The 13,393-nt window shown below is 69.0% G+C and carries 13 protein-coding genes; 7 read left to right on the top strand and 6 right to left on the bottom strand.

Features of this window, described 5'->3' with window-relative positions; all coding sequences use genetic code 11:
* Window positions 1–49: 49 nt before the first annotated feature.
* Complete coding sequence (locus tag ACYVF6_RS30865; protein ID WP_460526146.1) at window positions 50–1,309, bottom strand: PP2C family protein-serine/threonine phosphatase; 1,260 nt, start codon at window positions 1,307–1,309, stop codon at window positions 50–52.
* Window positions 1,310–1,495: 186 nt separating this feature from the next.
* On the bottom strand, window positions 1,496–2,293 hold the full coding sequence (locus ACYVF6_RS30870; RefSeq protein WP_460526147.1) for a DUF1684 domain-containing protein: 798 nt from the start codon (window positions 2,291–2,293) through the stop codon (window positions 1,496–1,498).
* A gap of 260 nt (window positions 2,294–2,553) precedes the next feature.
* Here ACYVF6_RS30870 and ACYVF6_RS30875 point away from each other — a divergent pair, with 260 nt between their 5' ends.
* From ACYVF6_RS30875 to ACYVF6_RS30890, 4 genes are read left to right on the top strand one after another with little or no spacing between them, the layout of a single operon-like run.
* Window positions 2,554–3,591 (top strand): type 2 periplasmic-binding domain-containing protein, encoded by a 1,038-nt coding sequence (locus ACYVF6_RS30875; protein WP_460526148.1) that lies wholly within the window; start codon window positions 2,554–2,556, stop codon window positions 3,589–3,591.
* Window positions 3,588–4,430, top strand: coding sequence for an ABC transporter permease (locus tag ACYVF6_RS30880; RefSeq protein WP_460526149.1), 843 nt, complete (start codon window positions 3,588–3,590; stop codon window positions 4,428–4,430). The genes ACYVF6_RS30875 and ACYVF6_RS30880 overlap by 4 nt, the downstream gene beginning before the upstream one ends.
* The gene (locus ACYVF6_RS30885) at window positions 4,409–5,116 is read left to right on the top strand and encodes an ABC transporter ATP-binding protein (RefSeq protein ID WP_460526150.1); all 708 of its coding nucleotides are present in this window, start codon (window positions 4,409–4,411) and stop codon (window positions 5,114–5,116) included. The genes ACYVF6_RS30880 and ACYVF6_RS30885 overlap by 22 nt, the downstream gene beginning before the upstream one ends.
* Window positions 5,103–6,479 carry an LLM class flavin-dependent oxidoreductase gene (locus ACYVF6_RS30890; RefSeq protein ID WP_460526151.1) on the top strand — a complete coding sequence of 459 codons (1,377 nt, stop codon included), beginning with the start codon at window positions 5,103–5,105 and terminating at the stop codon, window positions 6,477–6,479. The genes ACYVF6_RS30885 and ACYVF6_RS30890 overlap by 14 nt, the downstream gene beginning before the upstream one ends.
* A gap of 100 nt (window positions 6,480–6,579) precedes the next feature.
* Here ACYVF6_RS30890 and ACYVF6_RS30895 read toward each other — a convergent pair whose 3' ends face one another.
* Window positions 6,580–7,299, bottom strand: coding sequence for an NAD-dependent epimerase/dehydratase family protein (locus ACYVF6_RS30895; protein ID WP_460526152.1), 720 nt, complete (start codon window positions 7,297–7,299; stop codon window positions 6,580–6,582).
* 126 nt (window positions 7,300–7,425) lie between these two features.
* On the opposite strand from ACYVF6_RS30895, the gene ACYVF6_RS30900 reads away from it, so the two are divergent.
* Window positions 7,426–8,280 (top strand): siderophore-interacting protein, encoded by an 855-nt coding sequence (locus tag ACYVF6_RS30900; RefSeq protein ID WP_460526153.1) that lies wholly within the window; start codon window positions 7,426–7,428, stop codon window positions 8,278–8,280.
* Between the two features lie 115 nt (window positions 8,281–8,395).
* Here the strand turns inward: ACYVF6_RS30900 and ACYVF6_RS30905 are convergent, their stop codons facing one another.
* The 3 genes from ACYVF6_RS30905 to ACYVF6_RS30915 all read right to left on the bottom strand — a co-directional run bounded on the left by ACYVF6_RS30905 (window position 8,396) and on the right by ACYVF6_RS30915 (window position 11,434).
* Complete coding sequence (locus ACYVF6_RS30905; protein WP_460526154.1) at window positions 8,396–8,929, bottom strand: hypothetical protein; 534 nt, start codon at window positions 8,927–8,929, stop codon at window positions 8,396–8,398.
* Window positions 8,930–8,942: 13 nt separating this feature from the next.
* Window positions 8,943–10,121, bottom strand: a complete 1,179-nt coding sequence (locus ACYVF6_RS30910) for an amidohydrolase family protein (RefSeq protein ID WP_460526155.1) — start codon at window positions 10,119–10,121, stop codon at window positions 8,943–8,945.
* A 185-nt stretch (window positions 10,122–10,306) separates the two neighbouring features.
* A complete protein-coding gene (locus ACYVF6_RS30915; protein ID WP_460526156.1) occupies window positions 10,307–11,434 on the bottom strand; it encodes an esterase-like activity of phytase family protein in 1,128 nt (375 codons plus the stop codon).
* Window positions 11,435–11,511: 77 nt separating this feature from the next.
* Here ACYVF6_RS30915 and ACYVF6_RS30920 point away from each other — a divergent pair, with 77 nt between their 5' ends.
* Both ACYVF6_RS30920 and ACYVF6_RS30925 read left to right on the top strand, forming a co-directional pair.
* Window positions 11,512–12,579, top strand: coding sequence for an ABC transporter ATP-binding protein (locus ACYVF6_RS30920; protein ID WP_460526157.1), 1,068 nt, complete (start codon window positions 11,512–11,514; stop codon window positions 12,577–12,579).
* Window positions 12,572–13,390 (top strand): ABC transporter permease, encoded by an 819-nt coding sequence (locus tag ACYVF6_RS30925; protein WP_460526158.1) that lies wholly within the window; start codon window positions 12,572–12,574, stop codon window positions 13,388–13,390. The genes ACYVF6_RS30920 and ACYVF6_RS30925 overlap by 8 nt, the downstream gene beginning before the upstream one ends.
* Window positions 13,391–13,393: the final 3 nt, after the last annotated feature.

A 13,393-nucleotide genomic window follows, 5' to 3' on the forward strand; every position in this document is an offset into this window, starting at 1 on the left:
GGCGCATTTCCCTGGCCGAAGGCTACTGCCCAGCCCGCTAACCGATAGGTCAGTTACCTGAAGCCGAGGACTCGAGTTGGTCGACGATTCGCTTGGCGTCGGCGAGGTCGTCGGCGGGAATCGTCTCGCCGATCCGCTTGCGGTGATATTCGGGAAGTGAACTCACCAGCAACGGATCGACTTCGACAACGCTCGACAAGTCGATACCCGGCAGCTGCTGCGAAAGCCCGCGATAAATCGCGACGTGCTCTTCGGTCTGGCCCGTCGCGGAATTCTTCTCCGGGGCCGTTCCGATGAAGTACTGCTGTTGCGTCCAGTCGTAGGCCCACATACCGCCCGCGACCAGCACACCGAGCAGGACCGCCAGGAGCAGTCCGCGCAGCAGCCACCGGAACCGCCGGGGCGCACGCGGTGCGTAGCGCAGGTGCTCGTCGTCCTCGTCCTCGATGTCGGCGGCGAGCTCGTTGGAGATCGGGTCGAGGCTGGCCTGTGTCGGAGTGTCACCGTCGATGTCGACATTGGGGTCGGCCGCGGCGCCGACCACGACCGCGTCGGCTCCCGGATGGTGAGCGGCGGCCGGGTCGTCGGTCTCGATGACGTCGGCGACCACGCAGGTCACGTTGTCAGGTCCGCCGGCCTTCAGCGCGAGGTCGACCAACGCCTGAGCGGCCTGCTGCGGGTCGCTGTGGCGCTTGAGCGCCTTCTCGATCGCGTCGTCGGAGACCGGACCGTCGGGTAGCCCGTCGCTGCAGACCAGCAGGCGGTCGCCGGGCTCCACGTCGTCGGCGCCAAGGTCGGGCTCGGTGTCCTCCAGGCCCTGCATCACCCGCGTGATCATGTTGCGGTAGGGGTGCTTGCGGGCCTGTTCCTCGGTCAGCCGGCCCTCGTCGACCAGCGCCTGGACCAGCGTGTGGTCGTGGCTGAGCTGGCGCACCTTGCCGTTACGCAGGCGGTACGCACGCGAGTCGCCGATGTGGATCAGGCCGACCTCGTGGTCGCCGAGCAGCAGCAACGCCGTCAGCGTCGTGCCCATGCCGTCGAGGCGGGGGTCGCGCCGGATCCGGTCGGCCAGGCGCGCGTTGGCCGTGGTCATCACGTTGCGCAGTGCCGGGACGCTGTCGATGTGACCGGCCGCGTCGAACTCGTGCACCGTCGCCACCGTGATGGCACTCGCGACCTCTCCGAACACATGGCCGCCCATGCCGTCCGCGACAGCGATCAGCTGTGGGCTGGCGTACCCGGAGTCTTCGTTCTGACTCGACACCAGCCCGATGTGGGTGCACGCGGCGTAGCGGAAGACGAGCGTCACAGTGCCATCGCCACTTCCTTCGCCTCGTTCCCTACCGGCCAGCCACACACAGTCGCAACCGCCATCGTGCGCCTGAGGATACGGGATAGTTACGCGGTAAGCAGGTGACGGTACCGGTACACGCACACCGGCCACCCGCGACCCCGGCACGGCACCTGCCGGACGGTGCCGGCTGGGCCGGCCGGCTCAGCCGGGCAGCAGCTGCTTCTCCCCCGCGGTCACCGGAAACGGCAAAGCATTTCCAGGGGGCGGGAACGGGCACAGGAAATGCTCCGAAAACGCGCACGGAGGCAGATAAGCGCGGTTGAAGTCGAGCACCGTGCGGCCGTTCTCATCAGGCTCGGGCACCTTCAGGAAGCGGAAACGATATGTCTCCGTTCCGCTCGACGCGTCGGAGAAAACCACCTTCAGGTCACCGTCGGAATTCTGCTCTGCCTGCAAGGCGTATTCGGCTCTGGCGTAGGCGAACTTCAGCTCACCGGCGAGCTCGAGCCCGCGCACCTTGCCGTCGGCGTTTCGCACCCCGACGACCTCGGACTCGTCGAACGGCACGAACCACGCGGGCACCACCCACTCGGCCTGCGGCGCATAGGTGTCGATGCCGGCGAACGCCTTGCGCGCGGCGGTGTGGGGGTCGTAGACCCGGACGGCGTACTCACCCTCGCGCTCGATCAGCTCCAGCCGCCAGTCGCCGTGCGAGAGCGACGTGGGCGCCGAGTCGGTGTCGGGCCGGACCGCGACCTCGCCTCCGACCGGAACGCCGTCGGCCAGCAGACCGTCACCGAGACTCGCGCGTACGGTCGGGCCGTCGTCGGCCACCAGCCACTCGCCGGGTACGCCCGGCACCTGGGTCGGCGCGCCCTTGCCGAGCCAGTGGGTGCCGGCCAGCGACATCGGGCCGTACACGCCGCTGACCGAAGCCTCACGCCGTGCGCGCCAGTCCTCCCAGTCGTGCACGTTCAGTTCGCCGTGCGTGAGCGTCACGTGTCAACTCCTCCCTGCTCCCAACCCGTAAGAATACGCGACAGGTTTTCCTACTCGAATAGTAGGAATATCGGCCGGATGCCTTGACACCCGCTGACCAGCCACGCATGCTGCTTGACATGAGGATCTCTGCTGAGCTGACGAAGCGGCGCCATGTCGACTTCGTGCTGACGTCCAGCAGCATCTGTCGCTAGTCGCGTTCTCGCACATTTCACCCTCACGTCACTCGACGCTCATTCCCTTCTTTCCTTGGACTTCCTGTGCACAGAAGACGACTTTTCGCTGCCCTGACACTGCTGCTGACGTTACCGGCCGGAGCGATCGGCCTGGCTGGATGCGGCAGCAGCGACGCAGCGAGCGACACCTCGACGCTGGTTGTCGCCGACCAGAGCGAGAACACCCAGACCCTGCTGCGTGCGTCCGGCGAGCTCGACAAGCTCCCGTTCGAGGTGCGGTGGGCCAACTTCACCGGCGGGCCGGCGATCCTCGAGGCGTTCCGGGCCAGGGCCGCCGACGTGGCCGGCGTCGGCGACGTGCCGCCGATCCAGGCGCTGGCCGCCGGCGAGGACGTGCCGATCGTCGCCGCCGTACAGCGGTCGACGCGCAACACCCGGCTCGCGGTCGCACCCGGTGCGCGGGTGAAGCGCCTGCAGGACCTGCGCGGCAAGAAGATCGCGTACGCACCGGGCACCGCGCAGCAGGCGATCGTGCTGCGGGCGTTGCGCAAGGCCGGGCAGAAGACCTCGGACGTTCGGCTCACGCCTTTGCAGCTGGGCGATTTCCCGGACGCGATCCGCACCAGTCAGGTCGATGTCGCGCCGCTCGGCGAGCCCAACCTGACCCGGTTCCTCGAGGCCACCAGGAAGGCCGGCGGGAGTGTCCTGCCGCAGGAGCTGACCTCCGACCTTTCGACCGGGCTGTCGTACGTCTACGCCCGGCGGGCGGTGCTAGAGGACCCGGCGAAGGCGAAGGCGGTCCGTGCGTACGTCGCGGCCTGGGTGCGCGCGCAGAACTGGGCGAACTCCCACCAAGCAGAGTGGATCGACACGTACTACGTCGGCAACCAGAAGATCTCCCGGGCCGACGGCGAGCGGATCGTCCGGGCCAACGGGATCTCCGGGTTCCCGCCGCTGTCGTCGCTGGTGAAGGTGCAGCAGCAGACGATCGACCTGATCGCGGCGACCGGCGAGATCGGGCGACTCGACGCGGCGAAGGGATTCGACCTGAGCTTCGACCCGATCATCGCCGAGACCGTCGAGCAGATCGGCGCGTCGACCGCCCCGAAGGACGCCTCATGACCGCGGCCACGACCTCGCCCACCGATGCGCCGGACACCGAGGCGGCAACGACCGCTACCAGGAGGTGGGCCCGGCACCTGCCCAGCGCCGCCGTTCCGGGCGCGAGGCTGCTCGGACCCCTTGTCCTGCTGGCGATCTGGACGGTCACGTCCGCGCTCGGCTGGCTGGACCCGCGTACGTTGTCGTCGCCGTGGACCGTCGCCACCACCGCGTACGGCCTGATCTCCGACGGCCGGCTGCAATCCAACCTCGCGACCTCGCTGGGCCGGGCGGTGATCGCGCTGGTGACGGGCGTCGTCGCCGGTGTGATCCTGGCGCTGGTCTCGGGCCTGTCCCGGCTCGGAGAAGCCCTGGTGGACGGGCCGATCCAGATCAAGCGGGCGATCCCGACGCTGGCGCTGATCCCGCTGTTCATCATCTGGCTCGGCATCGGCGAGAGCATGAAGGTCACGGTGATCGCGCTCAGCGTGTTCGTGCCGATCTACATCAACACCCACGCGGCGCTGCGTGGCATCGACGTCAAGCACGCCGAGCTGGCCGAGACCGTGCGCCTTGGCCGGTGGGCGTTCATCTGGCGGATCGCCCTGCCTGGTTCGCTTCCGGGCTTCTTCACCGGCCTGCGGATCGCGGTCACAGTGTCGTGGCTCGCGCTGGTCGTCGTCGAGCAGATCAACGCGACGAGCGGGATCGGCTACCTGATGACGCAGGCACGCACGTACGGACAGACCGACATCATCGTTGTGGGGTTGACGACCTACGCAGTGTTCGGCCTGGCATCCGACACCCTCGTTCGTCTCGTCGAAGGGAGAGCACTGTCATGGCGACGGACGCTGGCCTGATCCGGCCCGCTGTGCGGATCGAGAGCCTGACCCGCCGCTTCGGCTCCAGGGTCGTCCTCCACAAACTGAACCTCGACATCGCGCCGGGCGAGTTCGTCGCGCTGCTGGGACGCAGCGGATCGGGGAAGAGCACGCTGCTGCGAGCACTGGCCCAGCTGGACCACGAGGTCTCCGGCGACGGCGAGCTCCGCGTACCGGCCAACCGGGCCGTGGTGTTCCAGGACTCCCGGCTGCTGCCATGGGCACGCGTACTCGACAACGTCGTCCTCGGGCTCGGTGGAGCAGACGCCCGCTCGCGGGGTGTCGAGGCACTGGCCGAGGTCGGTCTCGCCGGGCGCGAACGAGCGTGGCCGAACCAGCTGTCGGGTGGCGAGCAGCAACGCGTGGCGCTGGCCCGGTCGCTGGTGCGCTCGCCGGCGCTGTTGCTCGCCGACGAGCCGTTCGGCGCGCTGGACGCGCTGACCCGGATCCGGATGCACGAGCTGCTGCGCGTGCTGTACGAACGCCACCGTCCGGCGGTGCTGCTGGTCACGCACGACGTGGACGAGGCGATGTCGCTGGCCGACCGCGTCCTCGTCCTTGACGAGGGCCGGATCGTCGCCGATCCCGGGTTCGTCGACGACCGGGAAGCACTGCTGGCCGCGTTGGGTGTCGTGACGAAGGAGAAGACCCATGAGTACGCCTGACCGGCAGGAGTGGAGTGGGCGCGTGCGGGGTGCCAGGAGACCACAGCTCAGCCTGAACGCGTTCCTCATGACGACGGGCCACCACGAGGCGGCCTGGCGGTATCCGAAGACGCAGCCGGAACGCGCGCACGACATCGACGCCTACATCGAGCTCGCGCGGATCGCCGAGCGCGGCAAGCTCGACGCGGTGTTCCTGGCCGACGGGCCGGCGTTGCGGCAGAACGTCGAGCACCGTGTGCACTCGGCGTTCGAGCCGATCACGTTGCTGACGGCACTGGCGGTCGCGACCTCACGGATCGGGCTGATCTCGACGGCGTCGACGAGCTACTACGAGCCGTACAACCTGGCCCGGCTGTTCGCCTCCCTGGACCACATCAGCGGTGGCCGGGCGGGATGGAACGTCGTGACGACCGCCGGGCTGGCGGCCGCGCAGAACTTCGGCCTGGACGCGATCCCCGCGCACGCGAAGCGGTACGAACGGGCCGAGGAGTTCGTCGAGGTCGTACTCAAGCTGTGGGACAGCTGGGAGGACTCCGCGATCGTGAACGACCCCGGGTCGGGCGTCTACGCGGACCCGTCGAAGATCCACGCGATCGACCACGTGGGTCCGCAGTTCAGCGTGAAGGGACCGTTCAACGCGCCGCGCTCGCCACAGGGTCATCCGGTGCTGGTGCAGGCGGGCTCGTCGCCGGACGGGCGGGCGTTCGCGGCTCGGTACGCCGAGGCGATCTTCACCGCGCACCAGACGCTGGAGAGTGCGCAGGAGTTCTACTCCGACATCAAGGCGCGGGCCGTACAGCTCGGTCGCGTGCCGTCCGCGGTCAAGGTGCTGCCGGGGATCAGCCCGTTCCTGGGCGGAACGGAGGCGGAGGCGCGGCGGCTGGAGGAGGAGTTCAACGCGCTGACCGTGCCGGAGTACGGTCTGCGACAGCTACTGTCGCTCACCGGCGTGGACCTGTCGCCGTACCCACTGGACGGGCCGGTGCCTGTGGCCTTGTTCGGCGACGAGTCCGAGGTGGAGGGTGCCCAGAGCCGTTACGCGCTGGCGCTCGACATCGTCCGGCGCGAGAACCCGACGATCCGCGGGCTCCTGCACCGGCTGGCGGGTGGCCGCGGGCACTGGGTCTTCGCGGGTACGCCCGAGCAGGTGGCCGACGAGATCGAGCGCTGGTTCACCCAGGGCGCGGCCGACGGCTTCAACGTGATGCCGCCGTACTTCCCCGGCGGGCTCGAGGACTTCGTCGACCAGGTGGTGCCGATCCTGCAGCGCCGCGGCCTGTTCCGCGAGGACTACGCGGGCGCGACCCTGCGGGACCACTTCGGCCTGAACCGGCCAGCCAACCGCTACACCACGGCGGTGTAGGGCGGTTACCGGCGGGTAGAGCGACGCCAGGCGCGGCGGCTCGCGGGAGTCTCAGGCCCTCCCGCGAGCCGCGGCGCCTGATCCTTTTCACGGCGTCTTCTCACGGCGTGGGATCGAGCGGCTCCCAGCCGAGCACGGTCCTGGCCGGCGTCGTGTCGATCCGGCGCTTGCCGGTGTCACCGCTGATCCCGAAGGCCTCGAAGCCGTGGCCCTGCCGCGCCCGGTCGAGCCCGGCCTGGATCGCACGGGCGCTGTCGCGGGCCGAGGTCGCGAGAATCCGCTTGACGGGATGGTCGGTACGCGGCCAGTCCGCCTCGGCCGTCGGGAAGCAGAAGCGCAGCGCGACCAGGCTCATGCCGTACGCCGAGCAGGCCGCCGCGCAGACCTGCTCGCCGAAGCGCTTGGCCAGGCCGTAGAAGTTCGTGGCGTTCGGCGTCACCGACTCGTCGGGGTAGGGCGTGTCGCCGGTCTCGCCGTAGACCGACATGCTGCTGGTGTAGACCGCGTGCCCGATTCCGGCCTCGTGGGCGGCCCGCAGCGCGTTGTGCAGGCCACCGGTCGCGACCTCGAAGTGCGACCACGCGTTGTCGGGTGAGCCCCAGCCGGCCATCGGGCCCATCGCCATGAACACCAGCGCGTCCCGCCCGTCGGCGGCCGCCCGGAGCTTGTCGTAGTCGCGCAGGTCACCGGCGGTGTAGTCAAGCGAGAGGTCCGAACGCGGCGGCTTCAGGTCGAAGACACGGATCTCGTGCGAGGCAGCGAGATGGGGCAGCACCATCGATCCGACCGTGCCGGATCCACCGATCACCAAGAGACGCACGCCTCGGACGTTAGTACACGTGCACAAAATCGGACATCCCCCAGCATGGCCAGGTTTGGATCTCCAGGACTGGTCCGCTTGGGATAGCCTTCCCTAAGTAAGGTACGACGATTTCTGGAGGCCGGCATGGCGGACCAACCAAAGCGGAAGCAGCGGGACCCCATTCGTACGGAGGTGCTGCGGACGCGATGGTTGACCCCTCACATGGTGCGCGTGACCGTTGGCGGCGAAGGGCTCCGGTCGTTCACCAACAACGACTACACCGACCGCTACGTCAAGGTGGTCTTCAAGCGTCCGGGCGTCGACTATCCCGAACCGTTCGACCTCAACCACGTCCGCGAGACGATGCCACGCGAGCTGTGCCCCGTGGTGCGCACCTACACCGTGCGGGCCCACGATCCCGAGGCCAACGAGCTCGACATCGACTTCGTCGTCCACGGCGACGAAGGGCTGGCCGGGCCGTGGGCGGCCAAGGCCGCGCCCGGGGACGAGCTGCTGTTCATGGGGCCGGGCGGCGCCTACGCGCCGAACCCTTCGGCCGACTGGCACCTGCTGGTCGGCGACGAGGCCGCGCTGCCGGCGATCGCGGCAGCGCTGGAGGAGATCCCGCAGGGCGTTCCGGCGTACGCGTTCATCGAGGTCGCCAACGCCGGGGAAGAGCAGCCACTGGCCTGCCCCGGCAAGGCCGAGATCCGCTGGATCCACCGCGACAGCTCGGCGCTGCCACCCGGCGACGAGATCGCGGCGGCCGTCCGCGCGTTCGAGTTCCCGGCCGGCACCCCGCACTTCTTCATCCACGGCGAGGCGAGCTACGTCATGCCGATGCGTCGCTGGCTGTTCAAGGAGCTCGGCATCCCGGCCGAGCAGGTCTCGATCTCCGGCTACTGGCGCCGCGGCAAGGACGACGAGGGCTGGCGCGCGGAAAAGGCCGAGCTCAACCGCCGCGAGCGCGAAGCGGCCGAAGCCGCCGGCCGCGGCTGACGCCACTTCTCACCAGCACCGACCAAGCCCGGCCGGGAGCCTCCCGACCCCTCACCGAGAGGCTCCCAACCGAACCGGCAACCAGCCGAACCGGTCCGCCGCAGTCCGGGGACTGCTACGCAGGGCCGATCAACTCGAGCGTGGGCCGGGTGAACGTACCCTCCGCCTCGCTGTTCTCCCGTTCGTATTCCAGGACGAGCCGCAGCCGCAGGCCCGCCGGACCGTCGATCTCGGCGACCTCGTCGACGACCTCCTCAGCGAGCCCAGCCAGCGACGGCGAGCCGGAGATGAACGCGAACTCGCCGAGCTCCGGCGCGTCGGCCAGCTGGAACCGCACTGTCGTCACGGTCTCGGACCTTGCACCCCAGTCCAGCGTCTCCTGCCGGAAACAACCCGAATCGGCGACGACGATCTTGATCTCGTCGGCCGTAGTGAAGACCTGCCACTCGCCCTCGCCAATCTCGTCGCAGACGCCGGGCCGCTGCCCGCCGTACAGGTCGTGGATCCGGTTCGCAGCTTCTCGCTGCTCGGTTGTTACCCGCCAGGTCGTCAGGCTGGCCCGGCCGCCGTTGAGCCGGCAGCTGGCGCGGAAGCGCCCCGCCAGGCCGCGGGCGTACCTGGGTTCACTCGGAACAACGTTCGTCCGCATCGTCACGCTCCCCTCACATCGGCAGTCCGCCGGCCACGACCTGGCCACGGCAGACGACGGCCAGGATGTTCTCCTCGCGAAGCAGCAGGATGTTCTTCCACGGCCGCCCCTTCACCACGATGAAGTCGGCCGCGAACCCGGGCGCCACCCGCCCGAGCGAGGCTCCGTGCCCCACCGCGTCGGCGGCCGCGGAGGTGCCCGCCGTCAGCGCCTTCGCATCCGTCAACCCGAGTACGTCACGGTGCCGCGCCAGCTCCGCCAGCGCCGAGCCGTACGGCATCCGCTGCCCGTCGCTCCCGGTGCCGAGGACGAACGCCACGCCCGCCTCCCGCGCCATCCGCAGCCGCTTGTCGCGCTTGGCGACCAGCGTGCGTGCCCGCGCACGTACTTCCCAGCCGGCGTCAGCGCCATCGCGGGCCGACCAGTCGTCGGCCAGCAGCGCGGGCGCGATCGGCACGCCGGCGTCGGCGGCGTGGTCGGCCTGTTCCAGCGTGATCAACGTGCCGTGCTCGATCGCATCGACGCCTTCCTGCAGCGCGACCTCGATGCCCGCCTCGTTGTCGGCGTGCGCGACGACTGGCATGCCGAGCGCGTGCGACTCGTCGACGATCGTCGCGATCTCCTCCAGCGTGTGGTTGCGCCAGGCCTTCCGGCCCTCGACCGGCAGCCCGCCGCCGCTGGTGTTGATCCGGATGCCGTCCATGCCGTCACCGGCGTACGTCCGGACCAGCTTGCGGCAGTCGTCCTGGCCGTCAGCCGTCCGTTGCCCGGGCACGCCCTTGGTTCCGGTCATGCCGACCATGCCGTAGACCAGCATGCGCGGGCCCACCATCAGCCCGGCGTTGAACGCGTTGCGGACCGCGAGCTGCCGCCCGTCGCCGCTCATCTCGCGCAGGGTCGTGATCCCCCGCCGCATCGCCTGCCGCGCGTTGGCGGCGACGTGCAGCACCTGCTCCTCGCGCGAGGTGACGTAGGGATAGGCATCGGCCGGGACACCACCGCCGCACGGCCCCCCGAGCAGGACGTGGGTGTCGACCAGGCCGGGGATCACGGCCAGATCCTGGTGCCGGTCCTGCGGTGCGGGTGTGACTTCTTCGATGCGGTCACCGGTCCAGCTGAGGTTGGCCGGCCCGACGTCGTTTACCCCGTCCCACACCGTGATGCCCCGAAGGATCTGGGGGTCGGTGGACATGCAAAACCCTCCCAGTGACGTTGCGTGTCGGCCCAGACCCGCCCTGTATAACGGCGAGACCACGGCGCAAGTAACGCCGTGGTCCCGAGTGATCTGATGTAGTTCGTCGATTAACGTCCCTTTTCAGCGGCTTCCGAGCGGCTTCCCCCCTCCGCTACCGCCGCTTGCCGTCGTTGGGGCCGCTCCTACTTGATGGCGACGGCGATCACCTGCTGGATCTGCGTCGGGTTGTAGTTGTCGTCGCTGACGAACACCAGCGTGCGCTCGCCTGTGCGCAGCCGCGGACCCCAGCTCACGCCCTCGATGTTGTCGATCTTGTCGACGCCGAGGGTCGCGAGGTCGAGCACCAGCCGCTTCCGCACCGGCTCGTAGCTACCGTCGGCCAGGCTGTCCTTGCCGAGGACGTTGGTCGCGCCCCGGACGTCGACCTCGTACACCCGGATCGTGTTGCCGACGCTCGGCACGAACGACCGCTCCACCACGAGGTAGTGGTCGCGGTCGGACGCCAGGATCTCGCTGATGCCGTTGCCGCCGCCCTCGCCCGCCACGGGCGTCGGCGAGATCTCGTACGCGAGCTGCCGCACCGGCCGGCCGGTCCACTTGTCGTAGAACGTCAGCCGCGAGTGGCCGCCGGTCGTCGCCGTCGGCACCGGGCCGTCCTGGTAGAGCGGCGCCTCGAGCGACGTGACCAGCTGCCGGCCGTCCGTCGTCAGCGTGAGGCCTTCGAACACGCCGTTCGTACGTGGGCCGGACTCGGCCGCGCTCATCGTGAACTGCTCCGGCTGCCGGGTCTCCGCCAGGTGCTTCCCGCGCACGGTCATCGCGCGCACCCACGGATTCACCAGCTGCGGCGCCGACCCGTCGGCCGGCACCATCCGCTTGCCTTCGCTCGACCACCACAGCAAGCCGCTCTGCGGGTCGAACCGCATCGCCTCCGGGTCGGCGACCTCGGGATCGTTGGTCGCCAGCGACGGGAACACACTGCCATCGGTACGCAGCATGGCCTTCCCACCGGTGAACGAGACACCGTGCAGGCCGGAGGCATCGACGTCGAGCTTCGCGGTGAAGAAACGTGCCGGTCCGTTCTCGCTGTCGTCGGAGATGAGGAACCAGCGACCGGTCCGCCGGTCGTAGTCGACGCTGGACAGCTCGCCGACCGACAACCCGTCGACCACGAGCCCTTTCGGCACGATCTGTTCGCCAAGCAGCCGGGCTTCCCACGAGCCACTGGTGCCGGCCGCACTCACCGGGTTGGCGGCCGCGACGGCGATTCCGAGCGCGGCGACGATCCCGGCCAACATACGCGTTCTCATGTGATCGATCCAACCACCTTCCGAACGCCTGACCAGTTTCGGAATCCTTTGTTCGCTTTGTCTTAACCTGGTCTATCGTGACGGCTCACCCGTGCGGTTGGGAGGGCGCGTTGGGCGGTTCGCGACCAGTGATCGAGGTACACCGGCTGACCAAACGTTTCCGCATCGCCGACAAGCAGCCCGGCCTGGCCGGGGCACTCCGCCATCTCGTCCGCGGCCGTTACGTCGACAAGGTCGCGGTCGACGCGATCGACCTCACGGTGCACGCGGGCGAGGCCGTCGGCTACGTCGGGCCGAACGGAGCCGGCAAGTCCACGACCGTCAAGATGCTCACGGGCATTACGGTTCCGACGTCGGGCACCGTACACGTCGGCGGGCTGGTGCCGCACCGCCAACGGGTCGACAACGCGCGGCAGATCGGCGTGGTGTTCGGCCAGCGCTCGCAGCTGTGGTGGGACCTGCCCGTCCAGGAGTCGCTCCGGCTGCTCGGCGACATCTACCAGCTGCCCCGGGATCGGTTCGCCGCGAGCTTCGGCACACTCGTCGAGCTGCTCGAGCTCGGTCCGTTCCTGCGTACTCCGGCCAGGCAGCTGTCGCTGGGGCAGAAGATGCGCTGCGACCTGGCGGCGGCGCTGCTGCACGAGCCGTCGATCCTCTATCTCGACGAGCCGACCATAGGCCTCGATGTCGCTGTGAAGGAACGGATTCGCGGCTTCATCAAGCAGGTCAACCAGGAGCGAGCGCTGACCGTTCTGCTGACGTCGCACGACCTTGGTGACATCGAGGACCTGTGCCACCGGCTGGTGATGATCGACAAGGGCCGCATCGTCTACGACGGGCCGCTGCGAAGCATCAAGGATCGCTTCGGCGGCGAACGGATCGTTCACCTGGTGCTGCACGAGGGCAAGCCCGATGCCGCGGCGACGGCGGCCGAGCTGCTGCGCGACGTACCGGCCATCACCGTCGAGCAGGTCGACCCGCACCAGATCTCCGTACGCATCTCCGGTACGGAGACGACCGCGGGCGCGGTGGCCGGGCGGCTGATGACCGCGCTGCCCGTACACGACCTGCGGATCGAGGAACCCGGCATCGAGTCGATCATCCGGCAGCTGTACGACGGCACGCTGGAGCTCGGCGGTGACTGATGTTTCCGCCTTGCGGATAAGGCTTTCTCCGCGTCCGCGCTACCTGTCGATCGCCGTGACGGCGGTGCAGGAGGCGATGGCGTACCGCCTCACGACGTTGCTCACGATGGTGTCGAACCTCGTCTGGGTCGCGGTGCTCTACTACGTCTGGCGTTCGGTCTACGGCGGTCGGACGCAGATCGAGGGCTTCGACTGGCGCGCGATGCAGACCTATCTCGTGGTCGCCTACTCCGTCAACTCGCTGTTGTCGTTCCAGTCGCTGTCCCAGCTGACGATGGCGATTCGCACCGGCCAGGTCGCGTCGGAGCTCACCCGGCCGGTCGACTTCCTCGCGACGTCGATGGCCCGCGCGTCCGGCCGCGCGGTGATCGAGGGCCTGATCGGCGGTGCGATCGCGCTGGTCGTCGGCGTGCTGCTGCTCGACGTCCGGCCGCCGGTCTCCGCGTGGGCCGCCACTCTCTTCGTGGTCTCCGCCGTGCTCGGCTTTCTCATCAAGTTCCTGATCCACTATCTCGTGGCACTGTTGGCGTTCTTCACCACGAGCGTGGTCGGGTTGCTGTGGGCGGAGATCGCGCTGGTCAACCTGCTGTCGGGCGCGCTGATCCCGCTGGCGTTCTTTCCCGGCTGGTTGCAGCAGGTGCTGGCGTTCCTTCCGTTCCAGGGGATCGTCACCACGCCGGTCGGCATCTACCTCGGCCGTACCGGCGCGCTCGCGATCGTGGTCCAGCTGGTGTGGGTCGTCGTCCTCGTCGTGCTGGCGAAGCTGTTGTGGCGGCCGAGCATCCGCGCACTCGACATCCAGGGAGGCTGACCC

Source organism: Flindersiella endophytica, from assembly GCF_054779015.1.

What these genes read in the sequence shown, in the direction of transcription:
- ACYVF6_RS30885 (WP_460526150.1), top strand. Translation starts at nt 4,409, where the DNA reads ATGGCGACGGACGCTGGCCTGATCCGGCCCGCTGTGCGGATCGAGAGC.
- ACYVF6_RS30910 (WP_460526155.1), bottom strand. Translation starts at nt 10,121, where the DNA reads ATGTCCACCGACCCCCAGATCCTTCGGGGCATCACGGTGTGGGACGGG.
- ACYVF6_RS30905 (WP_460526154.1), bottom strand. Translation starts at nt 8,929, where the DNA reads ATGCGGACGAACGTTGTTCCGAGTGAACCCAGGTACGCCCGCGGCCTG.
- ACYVF6_RS30880 (WP_460526149.1), top strand. Translation starts at nt 3,588, where the DNA reads ATGACCGCGGCCACGACCTCGCCCACCGATGCGCCGGACACCGAGGCG.
- ACYVF6_RS30915 (WP_460526156.1), bottom strand. Translation starts at nt 11,434, where the DNA reads ATGAGAACGCGTATGTTGGCCGGGATCGTCGCCGCGCTCGGAATCGCC.
- ACYVF6_RS30900 (WP_460526153.1), top strand. Translation starts at nt 7,426, where the DNA reads ATGGCGGACCAACCAAAGCGGAAGCAGCGGGACCCCATTCGTACGGAG.
- ACYVF6_RS30890 (WP_460526151.1), top strand. Translation starts at nt 5,103, where the DNA reads ATGAGTACGCCTGACCGGCAGGAGTGGAGTGGGCGCGTGCGGGGTGCC.